Origin of the sequence: uncultured Chryseobacterium sp. (genome assembly GCF_913776365.1) — a bacterium.
In the GTDB taxonomy this organism is placed as follows: Bacteria; Bacteroidota; Bacteroidia; order Flavobacteriales; family Weeksellaceae; genus Chryseobacterium.
Window position 1 is genome coordinate 35,188 of record NZ_CAJYMO010000272.1, and the last position, 14,835, is coordinate 50,022.

12 protein-coding genes are annotated in these 14,835 nt (G+C 44.7%); 2 read left to right on the forward strand and 10 right to left on the reverse strand.

Annotation, left to right across the window (positions count from 1 at the left end; genetic code table 11):
• Nucleotides 1-6 precede the first annotated feature (6 nt).
• From QZ735_RS14190 to QZ735_RS14230, 10 genes are all read right to left on the reverse strand, one after another.
• Nucleotides 7-1,302 (reverse strand): sigma-54-dependent Fis family transcriptional regulator, encoded by a 1,296-nt coding sequence (locus QZ735_RS14190; RefSeq protein ID WP_294249635.1) that lies wholly within the window; start codon nucleotides 1,300-1,302, stop codon nucleotides 7-9.
• A 75-nt stretch (nucleotides 1,303-1,377) separates the two neighbouring features.
• The gene (locus QZ735_RS14195; RefSeq protein ID WP_294249637.1) at nucleotides 1,378-1,794 is read right to left on the reverse strand and encodes a hypothetical protein; all 417 of its coding nucleotides are present in this window, start codon (nucleotides 1,792-1,794) and stop codon (nucleotides 1,378-1,380) included.
• Nucleotides 1,795-2,133: 339 nt separating this feature from the next.
• Nucleotides 2,134-3,573: a tRNA (N6-isopentenyl adenosine(37)-C2)-methylthiotransferase MiaB gene (gene miaB, locus QZ735_RS14200; protein ID WP_294249684.1), complete on the reverse strand. Its 1,440-nt coding sequence runs from the start codon at nucleotides 3,571-3,573 to the stop codon at nucleotides 2,134-2,136.
• A 121-nt stretch (nucleotides 3,574-3,694) separates the two neighbouring features.
• Complete coding sequence (locus tag QZ735_RS14205; protein ID WP_294249639.1) at nucleotides 3,695-4,447, reverse strand: energy transducer TonB; 753 nt, start codon at nucleotides 4,445-4,447, stop codon at nucleotides 3,695-3,697.
• Nucleotides 4,448-4,589: 142 nt separating this feature from the next.
• Nucleotides 4,590-5,834, reverse strand: coding sequence for an MFS transporter (locus tag QZ735_RS14210; protein WP_294249640.1), 1,245 nt, complete (start codon nucleotides 5,832-5,834; stop codon nucleotides 4,590-4,592).
• Complete coding sequence (locus tag QZ735_RS14215; RefSeq protein ID WP_294249642.1) at nucleotides 5,834-7,567, reverse strand: thiamine pyrophosphate-dependent enzyme; 1,734 nt, start codon at nucleotides 7,565-7,567, stop codon at nucleotides 5,834-5,836. Before QZ735_RS14215 ends, QZ735_RS14210 begins: the two co-directional genes overlap by 1 nt.
• Before the next feature lie 376 nt (nucleotides 7,568-7,943).
• Complete coding sequence (gene lysA, locus QZ735_RS14220; RefSeq protein WP_294249644.1) at nucleotides 7,944-9,143, reverse strand: diaminopimelate decarboxylase; 1,200 nt, start codon at nucleotides 9,141-9,143, stop codon at nucleotides 7,944-7,946.
• Nucleotides 9,144-9,299: 156 nt separating this feature from the next.
• Nucleotides 9,300-9,494, reverse strand: a complete 195-nt coding sequence (locus tag QZ735_RS19545; protein ID WP_367117854.1) for a DUF5808 domain-containing protein — start codon at nucleotides 9,492-9,494, stop codon at nucleotides 9,300-9,302.
• Between the two features lie 28 nt (nucleotides 9,495-9,522).
• Nucleotides 9,523-10,746, reverse strand: coding sequence for a PolC-type DNA polymerase III (locus tag QZ735_RS14225; RefSeq protein WP_294249646.1), 1,224 nt, complete (start codon nucleotides 10,744-10,746; stop codon nucleotides 9,523-9,525).
• Between the two features lie 385 nt (nucleotides 10,747-11,131).
• Nucleotides 11,132-12,655: a helicase HerA-like domain-containing protein gene (locus tag QZ735_RS14230; protein WP_294249647.1), complete on the reverse strand. Its 1,524-nt coding sequence runs from the start codon at nucleotides 12,653-12,655 to the stop codon at nucleotides 11,132-11,134.
• Nucleotides 12,656-12,921: 266 nt separating this feature from the next.
• Here QZ735_RS14230 and QZ735_RS14235 point away from each other — a divergent pair, with 266 nt between their 5' ends.
• Both QZ735_RS14235 and QZ735_RS14240 read left to right on the forward strand, forming a co-directional pair.
• Complete coding sequence (locus QZ735_RS14235; RefSeq protein ID WP_294249649.1) at nucleotides 12,922-14,331, forward strand: MBL fold metallo-hydrolase; 1,410 nt, start codon at nucleotides 12,922-12,924, stop codon at nucleotides 14,329-14,331.
• 76 nt (nucleotides 14,332-14,407) lie between these two features.
• Complete coding sequence (locus QZ735_RS14240; protein ID WP_294249650.1) at nucleotides 14,408-14,707, forward strand: co-chaperone YbbN; 300 nt, start codon at nucleotides 14,408-14,410, stop codon at nucleotides 14,705-14,707.
• The last annotated feature ends 128 nt before the right edge of the window (nucleotides 14,708-14,835 follow it).

The following is a 14,835-nucleotide window of genomic DNA, read 5'->3' on the forward strand; positions in this document are numbered from 1 at the left end:
TTTAATTTATTCTTCCAGATTATATTGTTTTATTTTTCTGTATAAGGTCCGCTGCGAAATCCCCAGCTCATCTGCTGCCTTGTTTCTCCTGCCCTTATGTTTCTCCAGCGCTTTGATGATCAGATCCTTTTCATTGTTCTGTAGTGAAAGGGATTCCGGCCTGTGTTCTTCCACCTCAATGTCCTCAATATCCTCATAGCTGTCATCGGATCCTGAAATAATGGTGGGGTTCTGGATTACAGGATGATCACTTGCGGCCTTGTTTTCAAAATACAACAGGGAGCTGGGCGCAACATTCTGCTGGGCTTCAGGCGTATAGATCCTGTTGATCAGGTTTTTCTCCTGATTGCTGAGGTCTGCATTCCCCCGGTTCTTAATCAGTTCCGAAGTTAGGGATTTTAAATCATTGATATCGTTCCTCATATCAAAAAGGATTTTGTACATGATTTCCCTTTCGTTTCCGAAATCGCTTTGTTTAGGGGAATTGGGGGTATTGACGACCATCGGAAGATGGCTTTCCATCGGGATATATTCTGCCAGCTTGTCTACGGTAACGTGCCTGTTTCTTTCAACAACGGTCATCTGCTCCACAAGATTTCTCAGCTGGCGGACATTTCCGGGAAAGGTATAATTTTCAACATAATGAACGGCGCCCGGCTCCAGTTCCAGCTCAGGCATCCGGTATTTTTCGGCAAAGTCAATGGCAAATTTCCTGAATAAGAGATGAATATCGCCTTTTCTTTCCCTCAGAGGCGGCATATCGATCTGTACGGTATTGAGACGGTAATACAGGTCTTCCCGGAAGCGGCCGTCCTGGATGGCCTTCATCATATTGACGTTGGTAGCAGCCACGATTCTCACATTGGTTTTCTGGACCTGGGACGACCCTACTTTCATGAATTCGCCGCTTTCCAGCACCCGCAGCAGGCGGACCTGCGTCTGTAAAGGCAGCTCTCCTACCTCATCCAGGAAAATAGTACCGCCGTCAGCTACTTCAAAGTAGCCTTTCCGGGTGGCTGTTGCCCCGGTGAACGCCCCTTTTTCATGTCCGAACAATTCGGAATCGATGGTTCCTTCCGGAATCGCTCCGCAGTTGACCACAATATAAGGCTGATGTTTTCTTTTGGATTCCGAATGGATGATTTTCGGAATAAATTCTTTCCCGACCCCACTCTCTCCGATTACCAGTACGGAAATGTCTGTGGGTGCTACCTGGATGGATTTTTCCAGCGCCCGGTTAAGTGCCGGAAAATTCCCGATGATTCCGAAACGGTTTTTTATATTCTGTAAGTCGTTGCTCATAAGTAAAGTTTTAGATTATTTTTTAGCAGTTTCCTGCTGTCCGATTAATTTTTAAATAATTTCCTGTCTTAATAATTAACCTATCGTGCTTAAATAATCTTTGTTTCTGACTTTTGAAACTTTTGTTTTAAAATATAAATTCCGGGCAAATCGCTGCTCCCTGCTTTTTCTCTCGAAGTTTTTGAGAATGAGCGCATGTTCTGTACCAGCAGGAAGAAATGCTTCTGCTTTGTTTTTGTAAATGCAACCCTGTTTTTTGGCTGACAATATATTGGCGGCAGAATCTGCTTTTTCTGTATATCCGCATGAAGACCTGTTGCTGGTTTCGGCAGAAGTCTGTGATTCAATCCCCGATTCCAGAATCTGACTGCAGAACTGATACAATACCCTGCACCTTTCCTGATGCAGAACTTCTTTACCAGTCTGCGCGGAAATATTGCTGTATATGATCACCAGCAAGACTCCAAAACAGTATTTCTGAAATTTTTCCATTATTAATTATATCTGTTAACTCATTTTTCCTCCTGTACTGTAATTGACTGAGGCAATATCAGCAGAAAGACCAAAGCTTTTTGTATCTCAGGGTCTCAAATTCCCAATCTAAGTCTCTGACATTATCATGATAAGCCCAATGATAACAATACATTTTTTCCTGCTTTACCGGAACCAGACTTTTTCACTGAGCTTTTCGGAGATAAACCATTCTTCCCGTTTCATAACAGGCAAGCACAATGGTCCGCTTAAAGGCAGCAACAAATTTACCCCGGGTATCTTCGGGCAATGCGGAACTATTTTTTACAAGCGGTTCAGTCATTGGTCTTTCCGGCATATTTATTTTGAAACCGTTTCCCCTAAAAGTGTGCCCTGGGTATTGTCAAAGACAAAAACATCCACAAGGTCACCGATCTTCTGTCCTTCCAGCACATCAAATACACAGACAGCGTTCTGTGAATTCCTGCCTTTCCACTGGTTTTTATTTTTTTTGGAAACGCCCTCAATAAGTACTTTATGGGTCTTCCCTACATAGGATTTCATCCGGTTTCTTGAGAGTTCCCCCTGTAAGGCAATAACTTCCGCAAGACGCCGCTGCTTTACATCAGCCGGAATATTGTCTTCCATCTTTTTATGAGCCGGTGTCCCCGGCCTCTCCGAATAGGCAAACATATATCCATAATCATATTCTACTTCTTTCATCAGGCTTAAAGTGTCCTGATGATCCTGTTCGGTTTCATTACAGAACCCGACGATCATATCCTGGGAGAAAGCAATATCCGGAACAATTTCCTTGGCTTTCCGGATCAGATCGAGGTATTCTTCACGGGTATGCTGCCTGTTCATGGCTTCCAGCATGGCATTGCTTCCGCTTTGTACCGGAAGGTGGACGTATTTGCAGATATTTTCGTGCTTTGCAATCATCCTGAACACATCCAGGCTCATGTCCTGCGGATTGGAGGTGGAAAACCGGATTCGCATTTCAGGAACGGCTTTCGCTACCAGGTCGAGCAGCTGGGCAAAATTCACAGCGGTTGCTTTCTGCATTTCAGAAGCTTTGGCAAAATCTTTCTTGGGACCTCCGCCGTACCAGAGATAAGAGTCTACATTCTGGCCCAGCAGGGTAATCTCTTTGTATCCGCTGTCGCGCAGGTCTTTACATTCCTGCAGAATGGAATGCGGATCCCGGCTTCTTTCCCTTCCTCTTGTAAACGGAACCACACAGAAAGTACACATATTATCGCAGCCCCTGGTAATCGTTACGTAGGCAGTTACCCCGTTTCCGCCCAGACGTACCGGGTTGATATCGGCATAGGTTTCCTCTTTTGAAAGGATCACATTAATAGCATCCCTTCCGTCTTCGGTTTCTTTTAAAAGATTGGGCAAATCCCTGTAAGCATCAGGACCCACTACAAGATCCACCAGCTGCTCTTCTTCCAGGAATTTCGTCTTCAGCCTTTCCGCCATACAGCCAAGAACCCCTACCGTCATGTTCGGTTTTTCTTTTTTCAGGTTTTTAAACTGGGAAAGACGCATCCGGACGGTCTGTTCGGCTTTCTCACGGATGGAACAGGTATTCAGGAGAATTAAATCGGCCTCTTCCACTTTCAGGGTGGTATTATATCCCTGTTCATTAAGAATGGAAGCGACGATCTCAGAATCTGAAAAATTCATCTGGCAGCCGTAGCTTTCCAGGAAAAGTTTTTTGGAATTCCCGTCTCTTTCTGCAACTGCAAAAGCTTCGCCCTGCTTTGTTTCGTCTATATATTTTTCCTGCACTTCGATAGATTTAAGGTTCAATGTTTGAGGCCCAAAGCGTACGCTCTGCATTCTGAACCCAACACGTTGAACAGATTAAGTCTGCAAAGATACAAAATATTGTGACAGAATGGCAGGAGAATTATTTTGGTGCGGAAAAGCTCAGCGGAAGCCTGAACCGGTAATCCACAGGCTCCCCGTGAATTCTGGCCGGGCTCCATTTCTTTCTGAGGCTTTTTATCCCTTCAAGAACCCTTTCATCAAACTCTGCATTACCCGAAGATTCCTCCATAGCCAGCTGATCTATTTTTCCTTCTTTATTAACCACAAAAACCACCACCAGCCTGAAAGGCTGATTCCATTCAAATCCTCTCAGATCCACATGCCTGACCACCTCGTTCCGGAAATTATTAATTCCTCCCGGCAACCCTTCCTTTTTGCCAAAGACCGTTTCTTCTATAAAATTCTGCGGCAGGTAGCCTTCCTTATAGCCATCGAACAATGCATCCGGGAAAATGATAAATCTGGTTACTGCCGGCTTTTTAATCCCATCAAAAACAGCAGGTTTCCATTGATCCATATGCTTCAGGACTTCAAGGCTCAGGTCAAAAGCACATTTATTTTTCGTTATCAGCTCATTATTCAATTCATCCTTTACGTATTTTACCGTGGCATCTTCATACACCACCAGCTTAAGGGTAAAAAATTCTTTCTTATTATCGCAGGGCTTTAACGATTTGTCTGTAACAATCTGATGAAAGTCTTTATAAAACTGCACATCGCCGCCTTCATAGGAATTCTGGCCCTTAGGATATCGGTCCATTATCTGTTGTGCGGAAATTTGCCATGAGAGAAGTATGTTCATGATGAACAGGACACGCTTAATGGTAATCATAGGTATTAGAAATTAAATTAATTTTTATAACAAATCCGGAATTTCTTATATGGTTTATGCACCTTCCGTTTCTATTGATCATTTGCAGGCATAAAAATACGATAAAAATTAAAAACTCCGCACTATGGCGGAGTTTGTTGTTTTAATGAGCAGCCTGTATTGCGGTTTGCTGATTTCTGCTTCCTGTTTCCTTCAGCAACAGCGAAATCAGGATGGCCAGTACAATTCCCGTAATCCAGAACAGGACCGAATGCTGGAAATGTTCCGTGCCGGGTACCGTGCCGAGACTTTTCCCGAACCATCTGCTGAAAACCGGACTCAGCAACGTTGTAACGCCGAAAGTAATAAAATTGATGGCTCCGGTAGCACTTCCCTTCACGAAATCCGGATTGGCTTCCTTGATTACGGAATAAGGGATCATAGCCGCTCCCGAACCCAGTCCCAAAATAAACATGCTTATCCTCGCAGGATAAAGTTCCGGAAGATAGATCAATTGCAGAAGACTGAGGATCATGATTACCGCTCCTGCTGCAAGAACAGGTTTCCGCCTGCCGATCTTATCCGTAATAAAACCCAGTAACGGACACCCGAAAACCCATCCGAACGCCACCATGGCACTGGTTACAGCCGCCTCATGAAAAGCAAACTGCCGGTCTTTCTCAAAAAAGGCAACAGCCCAGGTCATGGCAAAAATGGTAGTCGGGGCAAAGAGCAGCCCGGAAATAATCCCGCATAGCCAGGACTGCGGATTCCTGAACACAATTTTATACGGTTCAAGATACCCGACAGGCTTTTCTTCCGGGGATCCTTCTTCGTTCTTTTCCTTCGGAATTACGAAAAAGAGGCAGAATGCCGTAATAACGGTTGCTATTCCGGACCATAGCCAGAAGGTATTGATATTTACTCCTTCTTCCACCCATGGCCCGACAACGAATTGCCCTGCGGTACCGCCCAGCATCCCGATGCATTGGGTCGCCCCGATAGCTGTTGCCAGGGATTTGGAAGAAAAACCTTTGCTGGCGAGATACACACATCCCGGGAAGGCAAAAGCACATCCTGCACCCTGCAGCAATCTTCCGGTAATCCCTGCTACCTGGCTTGAAGCCAAAAACAGAAGACATCCGACGCCCAAAATTAAGGTACCGATAAAAAGGGATTTTTTACTTCCGAATTTATCCAGCGCAATCCCCGCAATAAGGCTGCAGGTAGAATAGGTATAATAATAGGTCCCGACCATGCTGATGAGCTTCAGCTCTGTGGTATTGAAATTATCAACCAGTTGCGGAATCATGACTGCCGGAGCCGATCTGATGACATAATCCAGAAAATAGAATACAAGGCCGAAAACCCATGCGACGATATATAACCTCTTTAATGATGCACTCATTACAACAGGTCTTTAACATGTTTATAATTGCTTTTCACGGTATCCAGCACTTCTTCCATTTTACCGCCCAGCATCAGTTGTGTCATAGCCTTGGTCATCCCAAGCACCTGGTTGGCTTCTATCTTAGGCGGTAATGCCAGTGCATTCGGATTGGTGAAAACATTCAGAAGAAAAGGACCGTCATATTCCAGGCATTCCTTTATGGCAGCCTCCACTTCATCCGGACGGTGTACATTCTTACCGGGGTATCCCATAACCTGGGCAAGCATGGCAAAATCCGGGTTTACCATATCCGTTTCGTTGTCCGGCATTCCGGCGACTTCCATTTCAAGCTTTACCATTCCAAGGGAGCGGTTGTTGAAGACAATAAGCTTTACCGGAAGCTTATATTGGAAAATGGTAGCCATATCTCCCAGCAGCATAGACAACCCGCCATCGCCGCATAAAGCAATAACCTGCTTGTCCTTATGGGCCAGAGCGGCTCCTATAGCCATCGGCATGGCATTGGCCATGGAACCGTGATTGAAAGACCCCAGCATTTTACGTTGCCCGGTTCCTGTGATATAACGTGCTCCCCAGACGCAGCACATGCCGGTATCTACCGTAAAGATAGCATCATGCTTCGCCAGCTTATCCAAAGTGTGGGTAACAAATTCCGGTTGTATGGCATTTTCAGATCCCGGATCTTTAACATAGATCATCTGGTCTTCTTTTACTTTTTCATAAAATTCAAGCTGCTGGCTAAGAAAATTAACATCCGTCTTTTCTTTCAGGAGCGGCATCAGAGCCCTTATGGTTTCTTTTACATCCCCGGTAAGCCCCAGGTCGAGCTTTGCCCTTCTACCCAGTCTTTCCGCGCTTTCGTCCACCTGTACTATTTTATTTTTAACCGGCATGAATTTCTGGTAAGGAAAATCTGTTCCCAAAAGGACCAGCAGATCTGCTTCGTGCATGGCATGATAAGCGGATGGGAGCCCCAAAAGCCCCGTTAGCCCCACTTCATTGGGGTTGTTTGCCTGAATGGCCATTTTCCCGCGGAAGGAATACCCTACCGGTGCTTTCAGGTGTTTAGACAGTTCTATCACCTCTGCATTGGCATGCTGGGCGCCGATACCGCAATACAGGGTAACTTTTTTATGTTCATTGATCAGGTCGGCAAGCTGCTGAAGCTCTTCATCCGAAGGACGGATGACCGGGTTCGTATGGAAAACTTTATTGGCCGTTACCGCTTCTTCTGCCTCCAGTTCCGAAACATCTCCCGGAAGCCCGATCACCGACACTCCTTTTTTGGAAATGGCATGCTGGATAGCCGTCTGCATTATCCGCTGCACCTGTTCCGGCCGGGTAATCATCTGGTTATAATGGCTGCAGTCATCAAACAGCTTTATGGTATTCGTCTCCTGGAAATAATCGGTTCCCATTTCTTCGCTGGGAATGGTAGAGGCAATAACCAGCATCGGCAAATGAGAACGGTGCGCCTCGTATACGCCGTTAATGAGATGGATATGCCCTGGTCCGCAGCTTCCCGCACATACGGCAAAACCGTCCAGTTCCGCTTCAGCGGCAGCGGCAAAGGCACCTACCTCTTCATGCCTTACATGGATCCACTCGATGCTGCTTTTCCTAACCGCCATATTCAGATGGTTCAAACTGTCTCCGGTTACTGCATAAATCCTTTTCACGTTTGCATTTTCGAGCATTTCCACAATCTGCTCGGCTATATTCTTTGCCATAATTAATATTTTTTGATAAAGTGAGAAATTAGATTCTAATCCCTAAGGAGTAAAGAGATAAGCGTGGAAAGATTATGCCATTATGGTATTTTGGAGCGGCAAATTGCCTTAAAATATTGAGAGGGACAGAGCCAATGGCGAATAGTCAACTTCCTTAGCTTGCCGATTATACAGACTTGGACTCTGCTACGGTATTTAAAAAGTATGTTCGATGAATTTTAAACCGGTTTTAAAAATGTAATCGGCTTCTATAATCAGTAAAAGCAAATGGTCAATTCCCTACACCTGCCAATCGGTAAACTTTAAAAAATCACCATTGACCTGCGGAGCAAATTGACCATTCGTAACCTGTAAAACAGGCGGATCATAAGTCTTTTTACAAAATCTCGATCTGGTTTCTCAGCAGATCTTCAAATTCATCCCTTTTCCTGATCAGATGAGGTTTCCCATCGAGAAAGAGCACTTCAGCCGGCTTCAACCGGGAATTGAAGTTGGAACTCATCTCAAAACCATAAGCTCCGGCATTACGGAACACCAGGATATCGCCCTCCCTTACTTCATTCAGCTTCCTGTCCCAGGCAAAAGTGTCGGTTTCACAGATATTCCCTACAACGGTATAGATCCTTTCCGCTCCTTTCGGATTGGATAAGTTTTCAATGGCGTGATAGGAATCGTAGAACATCGGCCGGATCAGATGGTTGAAACCTGAATTTACCCCTACGAAAACCGTAGCCGTGGTCTGCTTGATCACATTGGCTTTTACCAGCAGGTTACCGCTTTTTCCTACCAGGAACTTTCCGGGCTCGAACCACAACTCGAATTTTTTTCCGGTTGATTTTGAAAATTCGGAGATAACCTTTTCCACTTTTTTCCCAAGGGTTTTCACATCAGTTTCCTCCTCACTGTCCTGGTAAGGAATCTTGAATCCGCTGCCCATATCCAGGTATTTCAGGTTAGGGAAATGCTCGGAAAGCTCCAGCATGATTTCCAGGGCCTGCAGGAACACATCCGGATCCTTGATTTCGCTTCCGGTATGCATGTGGAGGCCTTCCACATTCAGGTTGGTACTTTTCATCACCCTTTCGATATGACGCACCTGGTGGATGGAAATCCCGAATTTACTGTCGATATGACCTGTAGAGATTTTATAATTCCCGCCTGCAAAGATATGCGGATTGATCCTTACCAGAATCGGATAGCTGTTCCCGTATTTGTTCCCGAACTGCTCCAGAATGGAGATGTTATCGATATTGATATGTACTCCGTATTTCATGGCTTCCTCAATCTCAGCCAGGTCTACACAGTTGGGTGTAAATAATATTTTCTCTTTGGTAAAACCTGCTTTAAGCCCCAGTTTTACCTCATTGATGGACACGCAGTCCAGCGAGGCACCCAGGTTTTTCACATATTTCAGGATGTTGATATTGGTAAGTGCCTTGGCAGCGTAAAAAAACTTGGTATGTTTCAAAAAAGAAGAAGTAAGTTTCTCATACTGGGATTTAATAGACTCTGCATCATACACGTATACCGGTGTGCCGAATTCATTGGCAATCTGTAACAAATCTTGTGAGTTCATAAGTAAATAATTAAACTTTTTCTTTTTGATTAATAAAATACAAATGTACTGAGAATTTGTTTACTGTATAAAATGAAACCCTTAGAATTTTATTCTTATTAAAATCATATTTGCAGAATAAAACACTTAAACAAAAACAGGAAGACAATATTTGTTTTATTTTTTCAGAAAAAAACCAATTATTACAATACCGGCTGATATTAGCGAAAATACAATGACAGAGGAAGGATTTGCGAAGTTGACAGTCCAGCCTAATCCTATCCTTTTAGGAGGAAACATTCTTTTGTCGTTTTTATTGAAATAGAAAAACCCCAACTTCCAGTGGGACGGATCGTGACCGATGTGATTCATGGATATAGAATTTTAAATGACCTGTTTATTATTTTGGCAAAGGCAGCGTTTCAAAGTCGCCGCGTAAAAGGGCCAGCTGGAGTTCATTGACTAAATCGGCAGGCTGGAAAAGCAGATCTATTTTCAGTTTGGAAAGCTTGCTTAATGTCTGGATCTGGGTAAAAAGATCATAAAACCCGTAAGAAACCACCTTTCCGTTCTCAATAATGAGGAACAGTTTTTCACCCAGCCTTCTTCCCTGGCCCAGCCAAAGTTCATTTTTTTGCCTGAAACTGATTTTATTCTTAAAAAATTCAACATCGGCATAGGCATCGACTCCTGTAATAAACTGCACCGCTTTCGCGCCCTGTGTAAAAGACCTGAATTTCAGGATAGGTTTCTCGGTTTTGTTAAGCCTGTTTTTCTCTACAACATATTTCCCGTTTCTGCAGTACAGACCGAACGGCAGGATTTCTTTCTTCCGGATGCCTTTGGAGCTCAGGATAAGTTTCGCAATGATATCTGTTCCGGTGAGTTCATAACTGATCTGTTCCACTTCGTCCTGAACGGGTTCCCATTTTCTGGATTTGGAATTGAATATTTTTTTTGAAAACTTATTGATGTCCTGTACGTAATCTGAAAAAATGATTTTGCCTGCATTGTTCTGGAAGTAGACAAATCCTTTCTCGTTCGGAAGATCCTGAGTCAGCTCTCTGATTTTGTTGATATAGGTTTTGGCATTCAGCTCTTCGTGATGTTCCTGGATAATTTCATTCTCCGTATCTTTTGCCACCAGCAGCCTGAACAGTTCCAGGGTAGCCCGCGCATCTCCATCTGCCCGGTGAGGGTTGGTTAATGGAATACCCAATGATTTTACCAGCTTCGAGAGTGAATAACTGGCTTCATCAGGGATCAGTTTTTTTGCTAGGGGAATGGTATCGAGCGTATGGATTTTATAATCATATCCTAATCGTTGGAACGACTGCCGGAGCATACGGTAATCAAATTCGATATTGTGGCCAACCAAAGTGGTATTGGCTGTAATTTCCACTACCCTTTTTGCAATTTCATGGAATTTCGGAGCGGTTTTCACCATTTTCGGGCTGATGCCGGTAAGTTTCTGTACAAAAGGAGTGATATCACTTTCAGGATTGACGAGCGAAATGAACTGATCGGTGATCTTCTGCCCGTCGTACCGGTAAATGGCAATATCGATAATGCATTCTTTTCTATACCCTGCACCATTGCTCTCTATATCTATAATGGAATACATTTCAATTTAAACAAGTTTCTTTTATATATTAATCTTAGTCACAGCTGCCATCATAAGCCCAATACCCACTGATAACAAGCTAACAACATAACCCATGCCACAAACCCATAACGGTTTAAGAGGGTTTTCCCGGGGGATACTGAGATGTGAAACCAGCATGCCAAAACAGATAAAGGCCAGTCAGTAAAAATAAGTCCGCCAAAAATCCTGTCCAGTCAACCCTGTTCACAACCGGAGACCATCCCGCTAAAATAACAAAAATTACATCAAAAGAACCGAAATTCCTATGAATAATATCCGTCACCAGGATGAGAACTCCATTGCAGTAAAGTATAATGCTGCTTTTACTTGTCCTTTTAGATCATGATCCTCTGTATCGGCCGCATTACCTCCTTCTTCCTCCCAGTCCCAGCATCCCCAGTATAGCCTTTGCTCCTTCCCTCATCAGGGTACTGGTAAAAGTACGTCCCGCTTTGCTTTGAAGGATCTGTTCAAACATACCCGGATCTTCTTTTACAGGCTTTGATTTTTTATCCGGCATCTCTCGTACTGCCGATTCCATTCTTTTTGCCAGGATTTCATAGGCCGATTCGCGGTCAACCGGATTTTCATATTTGGCAACCAGGCCGGACCGGCGGGTAAGCCCGTCAACTTCGGCATCGCTTAGTACATCCATCCTGGATTCCGGGGAAATTAGATAGGTATGTACCAACGGTGTCGGGATGCCTTTTTCATCCAGCGCCGTCACCAACGCCTCTCCGATTCCCAGGTTCTGGATCAGCGAGGAAGCTTCATAAAATGTGGTGGACGGATAATTTTCCACTGCTTTGGAAATCTCTTTCTTGTCTTTTGCCGTAAATCCCCTCAGGGCATGCTGTATTTTCAGGCCGAGCTGGGACAGCACCGCTTCGGGGACATCCCCCGGAATCTGGGTAATGAAATAAATTCCTACTCCTTTAGAACGGATCAGCTTAACCATGGTCTCGATCTGGGAAACCAACGCCTTGGAGGATTCATCAAAAATAAGATGCGCTTCATCGATAAAAAGCACCAGCTTCGGCTTTCCGCTGTCGCCCTCTTCCGGAAATGCCATATAGATTTCCGCAAAAAGCGAAAGCATAAAGGTGGAAAACAATTGCGGCCTGCTCTGGATATCGGCCACCCTCAGGATATTCACGACGCCTTTTCCGTCCCGGGTCTGCAGCAGGTCATGGACATCAAAGCTCAGCTCTCCGAAAAATTCAGAAGCGCCCTGCTGTTCCAGCGCCACAATGGATCTCAGAATCGCTCCCAGCGAGGAGGAAGCTACAGATCCGTAATCGGTAGACAGCTCAGCTTTTCCCTGTGGATTTTCCGTAACATATTGCAGGACTTTTTTCAGGTCTTTCAGATCCGTAAGCGGAAGCCCCTTGTCATCACAATATTTGAAGACAATGGCCATAATGCTCTGCTGGGTCTCGTTCAGCTGCAGGATCTTGCTCAGCAGCACCGGCCCGAATTCCGTCACAGTAGCGCGCAGTTTTACGCCTTTTTCTCCCGAGATGGTCATCAGCTCCACGGGAAATGCCTGAGGCTGATAAGGAAGCTGAGTTTTCGCATACCTTTCCTCAATCACCGGATTCTTTGTGCCGGCTTCAGCAATTCCGGAAAAATCACCTTTAATGTCAAGCACCAGGGACGGAACTCCCGCATGGGAAAGCTGTTCTGCAAATACCTGCAGGGTTTTGGTCTTTCCGGTTCCGGTAGCTCCGGCAATCAGCCCGTGGCGGTTTACGGTTTTTAAAGGAATCGATACATTTACTTCCGGTACCACTTCTCCGTCCAGCATCGCCTTACCCAAGATAATATGGTCGCCTTTTGGGATATAACGTGAATTCAGTGCTTCAATAAATTGTGTTCTGCCTGCCATCTCAGTCTTTTAAATGATAAATATAAAGATTTTTTGGAGACTGAAGGGCAATTGCCTTTCCTTATGATTTATTTCAGATACAACAGACGGTAAATAACAGTATCTTCGCCCTGTTCTGACATTCAGAAAGTTAACGGAACGAATAAGGATGAATAAAAACTTTATAGACAATCTCTATCAATATAGATTTTTTAATTTTAATGGGTTTTAAAAAATAAAAACCGATTTTTGTAAGTATTAAAACATTAAAACGATTACATCATACAATGAAAGTCGAACAAATATATACCGGATGTCTTGCTCAGGGTGCCTATTATATTGTATCCGGAAATGAAGCTGCAATCATTGATCCGTTGAGGGAAATAAAGCCTTATCTGGATCGGCTGGAAAAAGACGGGGTCCGGTTAAAATATATTTTTGAAACCCACTTCCATGCAGATTTCGTTTCGGGACACCTGGACCTCAGCAATAAAACCGGGGCTCCTATCGTATACGGCCCGACAGCACAACCGGAGTTTGAAGCGATCATTGCAGAAGACGGACAGGTATTTGAAATCGGCCAGGCAAGGATAAAAGCCCTGCATACGCCCGGACACACCATGGAAAGCACGACTTATCTCCTGATCGATGAGCAAGGCACCGAAACAGCCATCTTTACCGGAGACACTTTATTTCTGGGAGATGTAGGAAGACCGGATCTTGCCCAGAAAGCCACCAATCTTACCCAGGAAGACCTGGCAGGGATCCTGTATGACAGCCTGCAGACGAAAATCATGCCTCTTGAAGACAGCATTACCGTTTATCCTGCTCACGGCGCAGGCTCGGCCTGTGGAAAGAATATGCAGAAAGAAACGGTGGATATCCTGGGAAACCAGAAAAAGACAAACTATGCCCTCAACCAGCCGGATAAAGCCTCTTTCATCCGCGAAGTACTGGACGGGCTGACGGCCCCGCCTAAATATTTCGGTATGAATGTGGTCCTTAACAAAGGAGGTTACGAAAGCCTTGACAGTGTGATGAACAAAGGCCTTACCCCCGTTCCGGTGGAAAGTTTCGAATCTTACGCAGAAGAGACCGGTGCCCTGATCCTGGATACCCGCAGCGCAGCTGAATTCTGTAAGGGATTTATTCCGAATTCTATTAACATTGGCCTGAAAGGGGACTTTGCTCCCTGGGTAGGGACACTGATTGTAGACGTAAAGCATCCGCTGTTACTGATCGTGGATAAAGGGATGGAAGAAGAGGCCATTACACGGCTCAGCAGGGTTGGATTTGATAACGTACTGGGCTATCTGGAAGGTGGATTCGAGGCCTGGAAAATCAAAGACAAGGAAACCGATGAAGTCAGAAGAATCACACCGGAAGAATTTGCCGCCGTGTTTACGGAACAGTCAAAAGTAATTGATGTCCGCAAGATCACGGAATACTCGGCTGAACATATCAACCATGCTTACAGCAGGCCCCTGGACACCATCAGCGAATGGGTAAAAACCATTGACGATTCCGAACATTTCTTTCTTCACTGCGCCGGAGGGTACAGAAGCATGATTGCCGCCAGCATCCTCAATTCACACGGAATCAGGAACTTTACCGAAATCGAAGGCGGCTTTAACGGAATCAAAAAAACGAAAAAATTCCCGACTTCGGACTTTATCTGTCAGTCGAAAACGGAATAAGAAATAAAATCCCCTTTCCGGACGAAAAGCTTCTTAAGAACGGTCCGTCCGGAAAATCAATTAAAAACCCAACCCTATGTCACAGAAATTTCAGGAAATCATCGACTCGGAAAGACCCGTACTTATTGATTTTTTCGCCACGTGGTGCCAGCCCTGCAAAGTACAGTCTTCCGTACTGAATACGGTAAAGGAAAATGTAGGCGAAGGAGCCCGGATCATTAAAGTAGATGTCGACCAGTATCCGGCTTTGGCCGCCCAATATGGCGTTCGCGGAGTACCTACCCTGGCGATTTTCAAAAACGGGGAAATGCTCTGGAAGGAAAGCGGCGTTCACGATGTGAATACCCTTACGCAGCTTCTTCAGCAGTACCGGTAAGTCATATGGATGCAGAGATATTTTAAAGAAGCAGGCCTTCGCCTGCTTCTCTGTTATATAAGATCCTGAAAAAGGGTTTAACGATCTGACGCTACCACTGTGAATTCATTCTGCTTCAGATCAAATAT

Coding starts and splice junctions, on each gene's coding strand:
- QZ735_RS14190 (WP_294249635.1), bottom strand. CDS start 1,302: ATGAGCAACGACTTACAGAATATAAAAAACCGTTTCGGAATCATCGGG.
- QZ735_RS14195 (WP_294249637.1), bottom strand. CDS start 1,794: ATGGAAAAATTTCAGAAATACTGTTTTGGAGTCTTGCTGGTGATCATA.
- QZ735_RS14205 (WP_294249639.1), bottom strand. CDS start 4,447: ATGATTACCATTAAGCGTGTCCTGTTCATCATGAACATACTTCTCTCA.
- QZ735_RS14210 (WP_294249640.1), bottom strand. CDS start 5,834: ATGAGTGCATCATTAAAGAGGTTATATATCGTCGCATGGGTTTTCGGC.
- QZ735_RS14215 (WP_294249642.1), bottom strand. CDS start 7,567: ATGGCAAAGAATATAGCCGAGCAGATTGTGGAAATGCTCGAAAATGCA.
- lysA (WP_294249644.1), bottom strand. CDS start 9,143: ATGAACTCACAAGATTTGTTACAGATTGCCAATGAATTCGGCACACCG.
- QZ735_RS19545 (WP_367117854.1), bottom strand. CDS start 9,494: ATGAATCACATCGGTCACGATCCGTCCCACTGGAAGTTGGGGTTTTTC.
- QZ735_RS14225 (WP_294249646.1), bottom strand. CDS start 10,746: ATGTATTCCATTATAGATATAGAGAGCAATGGTGCAGGGTATAGAAAA.
- QZ735_RS14230 (WP_294249647.1), bottom strand. CDS start 12,655: ATGGCAGGCAGAACACAATTTATTGAAGCACTGAATTCACGTTATATC.
- QZ735_RS14235 (WP_294249649.1), top strand. CDS start 12,922: ATGAAAGTCGAACAAATATATACCGGATGTCTTGCTCAGGGTGCCTAT.
- QZ735_RS14240 (WP_294249650.1), top strand. CDS start 14,408: ATGTCACAGAAATTTCAGGAAATCATCGACTCGGAAAGACCCGTACTT.